Origin of the sequence: Streptomyces sp. NPDC059900 (assembly GCF_050270335.1) — a bacterium.
GTDB lineage: Bacteria > Actinomycetota > Actinomycetes > Streptomycetales > Streptomycetaceae > Streptomyces.
Genome location: NZ_JBNNJZ010000493.1, coordinates 1 through 6,178, shown reverse-complemented (window position 1 = coordinate 6,178; position 6,178 = coordinate 1). Strand labels below are relative to the sequence as shown.

Below are 6,178 nucleotides of genomic sequence, written 5' to 3'. Positions count from 1 at the left end.
GTACATCGCCTCCGTGTACCAGGTGTCGGGCGCCGTCAGGAAGCCCTCGTGCTCCAGGCCGATCGACTTGGAGTTCACGTACCAGTTGCCCGCGTGCCAGGCGACGTCCTTGGCCTTCACGTGCTGGGCGATGTGGCCGTCGGTGGAGCGCAGGGTGTACTGCCACGACACGTACGTCGGGTCCTGCACCAGATTCAGGACACCTTCCCAGCGCCCCTCGGTGTCATGGATGACGATGGTGTCGATGCTCTGGCTCTTGGGCCGGTTCCCCAGGTCGTGGTTGCCGTAGTCGTCGTTGCCGTTGGGGTCCTTGAACTCCTCGTACGGCGCCGGGATCCACTCGCACGACACGGTCTTGGGACACTCGGTCTCGCCCTCGGGGGCCTTGCGCAGCCCCATGCCCCGCACCTGCGCGGCATCCGGCTTCAGACCGCGGACCGCCGCCAGGGTCACGTGCTGCCCGGCGTCGGTGGTGCGCTCCTGGCCGTCGTGGATGACGGCGAAGACATCATTGGCGTACGTCGCCGCGGTGGCCTGGTCGTCGGCGCCCGAGAAGCGGGCGATCGCGCCGTACCAGTCGGCGGGGTCCTCGCTCAGCGGCTTGCCGAGCTTCTTCTGCGCCGCGGCGAGCAGGGCGGCGCCGCCGCGTACGTTGGCCGCCGGGTCGGTGCGCAGCCGCTCGGCGGAAAGCCCGCTGAGCTCGGCGGCACGCGGCAACGTCTCGAGCCGCGCGCGCAGTTGCCTGTCCTGCGGCACCTTGGCCCTGAATTCCTCCGGCTTGAGGACACCCCTAGAGGAGTCACCGCGCGGATCTTCGTCGCCCTCACTGTGGTGCGGGGCGCCGGCGATCGCGGTACGCGCATCGGTGAGGTGCATCGGACCATAACCGCCGGTCACACTCGGCGCACCACCGTGCGCGTCCCAGCGGGACTGGAGATAAGACACACCGAGCAGCACGCTCTGCGGCACGCGATACTCGGCGGCGGCATCAGCGAAGGCGCCCTGCAACCCGTCGGCGGACGGGGCGGAGGGTGCGGACGGCGCGGCACCGAGCAACGGCAGCAGCAGGCCGGCAGAGACAAGAGCACCCGCGGTCCTGACGGCGCGTCTGCGCACGGCAGGGGTGCGGGCGGTGACGGATCCTCGCAATGCAGCCTCCTGGGACGGTGAAGCGTGATGGGGCGTGCGGGGCCGGGCGTGCGTCAGTGGTACCGGCTCTCCGACGATCCGTCAATCATGCCCGGGACAACGAATTCCCCATGTCAGCGCCGCTCCCGCCCCCTTTCGCCCCGGGATGCCGCACGGCCTGCGGCGCGTCAGTGGATTGGACCAATGAGCAGCAAGGACGAGCAGAAACACCACCTGCCCGGCGGATGGACCGCCCGGGCCACCAGAGGTCCGGTCCACCTGTTCGGGTGAAGGGGCCGGGGTCTCCCGCTCGGCAATGAGGTGGCGGCTCCGCAGCCTCAGGGCCGCAGCGTTGTGAACGCCCGGTCGACAAGGGTGCCCCGGTCCGCCGTGCCGCCGGAACGCAGCCATTCCCGGTCCGCCGCGTCGAGGGCCGCTGCGGCGGCCGAGGTGAGGACATCGGCGGTGAAGACGTCCAGTGGCGCGCCCGGCCGTCGGGCGAGCACCTCGGCGACCTGCGCGCGCATCACGTCCCGCTTCTGGGACAGCCGGGCGCGCAGGGACGGCGTCGCCTCGATGAGAGTGAGCTCGGCCAGCTGGCGCTCAGATGTGAGGATCCGCTGTTGCCAGGCACGCAGTACCTGATGGAGGCAGTCCCACGGCGGCTCGTCGACGGGTCGGCCGCGCACCTCGTCGGCGACCTCGTCCGCCATCGACTCCACGGTGCCGAAGACGACGTCCTCCTTGGAGGGGAAGTACCGGAAGAAGCTTCGCTTCGACAGGCCCGCCGCGTGCGCGATGTCCTCCACCGTCGTCTCGTCGAACCCGCGCTCGGCGAACAACTCCATGGCCAGCGAGGCTAGTTCGGCCTTCATGGTGCGCCGGGCCCGCGCGCGCAGCCCACCGCTCTCCGGTCGCTCTGCACTCTCACGGCTTCCCATGCACCGGAGTTTACTTCGCTTCATCGAGTGCCTAACATGTCACCGAGTGACATGTTTGTAGGGTCACCTCATCCAGGAGGCGGGTATGACGTCCTTACGCGGCAAGACGGCGCTGGTCACCGGCAGTACGGGAGGGATCGGCAAGGAGACGGCCCGCGGCCTCGCCCGGCGCGGCGCCCGCGTGTTCCTCGTCGGGCGTGACCCCGAGCGGGCTGCCGAAGCGGCGCGCGAGCTCACCCGCGATTCCGGCGGCGGCCCCGTGCACGCGGTGGCGGCGGACCTGACGCTGCGCGAAGGGCTGCGCCGGGTGGCCGGCGCCGTGAGTGACGGATGCGCACAACTCGACGTGCTCATCAACAATTTCGGCATGAACCCGGCCGGTCGGTACCTGACCGCCGACGGAGTGGAGACCGCCTTCGCCGCGAACGTCCTGGCGCCCTTTGCCCTCACCCGACTCCTCATGCCCCGCCTCGAGAAGTCACCCGCCGCCCGGGTCGTCAACCTCACGGGCGGCATCCCGCGCGGCCCCGTCGACCCCGGGAACCTCCAGGCGCAGAAGACCTTCGTCGGCTGGACCTTCGGCCAGTACAACCACACCAAGGCCGCGCTCATGGCGATGAGTTACGAGTACGCGCAGCGGACCGGGAGCGGCACGGTCACGATCAACGTGGCCTACCCCGGTCATGCCTATACGCCGGGCAACAAGGCCACCCCGATGCGCGCGTTCCCCCGGGCTTACCGCCCCGCGGCGCCCCTGGTCCGGCTGCTCGGCCCGATCCTCCTCGCGGATCTCGCCAAGGCCGCCAGGTCCAGCATCCATCTGGCCGCGAGCCCGGAAGTCGCGCACGTCACGGGCGCCTACTTCAACGCCAAGTGCCGCCGGGTCCCGTGGCCGGACTTCGCGGCAGAGCCCCGTACCCGCGCAGCGGTCTGGTCGCTGTGCGAGGAGCTCGCCGGGGACGACAGGACCTGAGGGGGCACGCCGAGGGCGCTCAGACGAAGCGGCGGATGAAGGTCAGGGCCGTGTCTGCGACCTCCTGCCAGCGGCTGTCTATCGTCAGGGCGTGGTCGCGGTCCGCCATTTCGGTGATCTCCGTGATGCCGGAGTTCTCCCGCTGCTTCTTGTACGCGCCGTTGGCCAGGGCCCAGGGCACCGCGTGGTCCTTCTCGCCGGAGATGATCAGGAGGGGGCCGCGGCGGGGATTGCGGCAGTCGACCTTCATCTCCGTGCGGGGGTTGAGGTTGGCGGTGGCCGCCTGGAAGGGCGGTGCGCACGGGGCCGGGACCGCGTACGTCTCGTAGAGCTGCCTGGCTTCGCTCTCGCTCACCGCGTTGGCGTACGCGTAGCGGAACTGTTCGAAGGTCAGGGGCAGGGCGCGCTTGCGGTTGGCCGGATTGCCGATGATCGGGCGCAGGGAGCGCAGCGTCGACAGAGGGAGCGCCAGGACGCCGCGGAAGGGGACCGGGTCGATCGCCACCGAGGCGGCGGAGAGGCCGCGCCCCGCCAGGATCTGCGTGAGCAGCCCGCCGACCGAGTGCCCGATGATCGCCGGTTTGCGCTCCAGGCCGTCGATCAGGCCGGCCAGGTGATCCGCGATCCGCCCCACGCTCTTGCCCGCGAGCGCGTCGGGGCGCTGCCTCGCCTCGGTGACCGTCTGAGGGTCGTCGGGCCACGACAGGGCGACGGGCACATATCCGGCGTCCTCGAAGTGGGCCGTCCACAGGTCCCAGCTGCTGGGCAGCATCCACAGACCATGCACGAACACGACCGGAACGCGCTCCGTGGCGGCGTTGGCGCGGTCGATCTGCTGGGCGTCATTGAGGGACATAGCCTGAAGTTATGGGCGCAAGTGCCGTGGCGATAGCGGGTGGTTGAGGGTATGGCCGGTGTTGCATGGAGCTTGTCCGGTCTGCGTGGACCGGGGGTGTGGGTGCTGCGTGCTCCGTGGCTGATGCGGCTCCGCGTACCGCGCCGTCCGGGGCGTCCGGGCTGATCAGCGCGCCGCGCCCGCCAGCGCCCGGTCCACCTGCCGCGGGGACAGCGCGTGCTCGACCGCCAGGATGCCCGCGCCGATCGCCGCCGCGTTCTCGCCGGTGCGGCTCGGCTCGATCCGGAGCACATGGGTGGCCAGCGGGTGCGAGCGGCGGTACACCGCTTCCCGTACGCCCGCCAGGAGCTGGTCGTGGACCGCGGCGAGCGCCCCGCCGACCACCACCGTGTCCGGGTTGAAGAAGTTCACCAGGCCCGCGAGCACCTCGCCCACCGCGCGGCCCGCCTCGCGCACCATCCGTACGGCATCGCGGTTGCCGGACTTCACCAGGCGTACGACGTCGCTTCCCGAGGTCGCCTGCAGGCCCAGTTCCGACAGCTTCCGGGCGATCGCCGCGCCGCCCGCCACCGCCTCCAGGCACCCGGAGTTGCCGCACCGGCAGGGGTCCTCGATGTCGCCGACCCGGATGTGCCCGATGTCGCCCGCGCTGCCCTGCGCGCCCCGGTGCAGCCTGCCGTCCGCGACGATGCCGCAGCCGATGCCCGTGCCCACCTTGATGTAGAGCAGATAGCGGGTGTCGGGGAAGGCGCGCCGCTGCTCGGCAAGCGCCATCACATTTACGTCGTTGTCGACGAGGGCCCGCGGCCCGAAGCGTTCGGCGAAGAACTCCGGGATGGGGAACTGGTGCCAGCCCGGCATGATCGGCGGATCCACCGGGCGGCCCGTCGAGAACTCCACGGGCCCCGGCACCCCCACCCCGATGGACTGCAGCGACGCGGAATCGCGCCCGGCCTCGTCGAGCAGCGCGTGCAGGGTCCGCTCGACGTGGCCGAGCACCTCCCGCGGGCCGTCCGCGATGGAGATCGGGTCCTCGCGCACGGCGAGCACCTCGCCGCCGATGTCGAGCAGGGCCACCCGGCAGTGCGAGGCCCCCAAGTCGACGCCTGCGACAGCGTGTTCACGGGTGCGCAGCCGCAGCCTCCGGGGCGGCCGCCCGCCCGTCGACCCGCCGTCCGCCTCCTCGGTGACGAAGCCGTGCGCGATCAGCGCGTCCACCCGCTGCGACACCGTCGACCGCGCGAGCCCCGTCATGCGCGCTATGTCGGCGCGGGTTTCCACCGCTCCCGTACGCAGCAGGGCGAGGACTTCGCCGGGTGACGACGGCTGGGAAACGGGGTGATCCGGCGCTCCAGGCATGGCAGTCACCTTAGGGACGAGTTTCGCTGCTCACAAGGCCGATGGTGTTCGACGATCGACCTAAGTGTCCGTCAACTTGCTCATGCTGAAAGCTGCTTGGGCTCTTGACAGGTCAAAGTTCCCTCATCACATTGCTCTGCAGACCGCTGCCGAAGGAGCCGAGGGTGCAGGCGATGCAGGCGACGCAAATGATGTTGGCGATGCACGGGGTGTCCAAGAGCTTTCTCGGAGTGCGTGTGCTGCACGGCGTATCGCTGGACCTCGCCGCGGGCGAGGTGCACGCACTGGTCGGCGAGAACGGCGCCGGCAAGTCCACCCTGATGAAGGTCCTGGCGGGCGAACACGTCCCCGACGAGGGCCGCATCGTGCTCGACGGAACGGAGCATTCCTTCAGCCACCCCGCGCAGGCCCAGGCCGCCGGGATCGGCATCATCCACCAGGAGTTCGCGCTGCTCGCGCACCGCACCGTCGCCGAGAACGTCTTCCTCGGCCGCGAGCCGACCCGATACGGCCTCGTCGACCGCCGCACGATGGAGGCCCGCACCGCCGAACTCCTCGCCGAGGTCGGCGTATCGGGCATCACACCCCGCACGTACATCCGCGATCTGTCCGTCGCCCGGCAACAGACCGTCGAGATCGTCAAGGCGCTCGCATCCGACGTCCGCGTCCTGGTCATGGACGAGCCGACAGCCCCGCTCGCCGACCACGAGGCGGGCCTCCTGCACGACCTCGTACGCCGCCTCGCCACCCGCGGCCTCGGCATCCTGTACATCTCGCACCGCCTGCGCGAGGTCTTCGACCTCTCCCGGCGGATCACCGTCCTGAAGGACGGCCGCCACGTCACGACGGTGCGCACCGCCGACACCGACACCGACCAGGTCGTACGCGCCATGGTCGGCCGGGAACTGAGCGCCTACTACC

The 6,178-nt window shown here is 70.6% G+C and carries 6 protein-coding genes; 2 read left to right on the top strand and 4 right to left on the bottom strand.

Annotated elements, in window-relative coordinates; translation table 11 throughout:
* Together ACQKIP_RS37130 and ACQKIP_RS37125 are read right to left on the bottom strand one after the other, a co-directional pair.
* Positions 1 to 1,149 (bottom strand): N-acetylmuramoyl-L-alanine amidase (locus ACQKIP_RS37130; protein WP_427745146.1); only part of this gene is annotated, 1,149 nt, incomplete at its 3' end.
* A gap of 317 nt (positions 1,150 to 1,466) precedes the next feature.
* Positions 1,467 to 2,069, bottom strand: a complete 603-nt coding sequence (locus ACQKIP_RS37125) for a TetR family transcriptional regulator (protein WP_365859591.1) — start codon at positions 2,067 to 2,069, stop codon at positions 1,467 to 1,469.
* A gap of 85 nt (positions 2,070 to 2,154) precedes the next feature.
* On the opposite strand from ACQKIP_RS37125, the gene ACQKIP_RS37120 reads away from it, so the two are divergent.
* Entirely contained in the window at positions 2,155 to 3,042 is an 888-nt protein-coding gene (locus ACQKIP_RS37120) for an SDR family NAD(P)-dependent oxidoreductase (RefSeq protein WP_365859589.1), read from the top strand.
* A gap of 19 nt (positions 3,043 to 3,061) precedes the next feature.
* Here the strand turns inward: ACQKIP_RS37120 and ACQKIP_RS37115 are convergent, their stop codons facing one another.
* The gene (locus ACQKIP_RS37115; protein ID WP_365859587.1) at positions 3,062 to 3,898 is read right to left on the bottom strand and encodes an alpha/beta hydrolase; all 837 of its coding nucleotides are present in this window, start codon (positions 3,896 to 3,898) and stop codon (positions 3,062 to 3,064) included.
* 165 nt (positions 3,899 to 4,063) lie between these two features.
* Positions 4,064 to 5,257 (bottom strand): ROK family transcriptional regulator, encoded by a 1,194-nt coding sequence (locus ACQKIP_RS37110; RefSeq protein WP_365859585.1) that lies wholly within the window; start codon positions 5,255 to 5,257, stop codon positions 4,064 to 4,066.
* 191 nt (positions 5,258 to 5,448) lie between these two features.
* On the opposite strand from ACQKIP_RS37110, the gene ACQKIP_RS37105 reads away from it, so the two are divergent.
* Positions 5,449 to 6,178 (top strand): ATP-binding cassette domain-containing protein (locus ACQKIP_RS37105; RefSeq protein WP_427745147.1); only part of this gene is annotated, 730 nt, incomplete at its 3' end.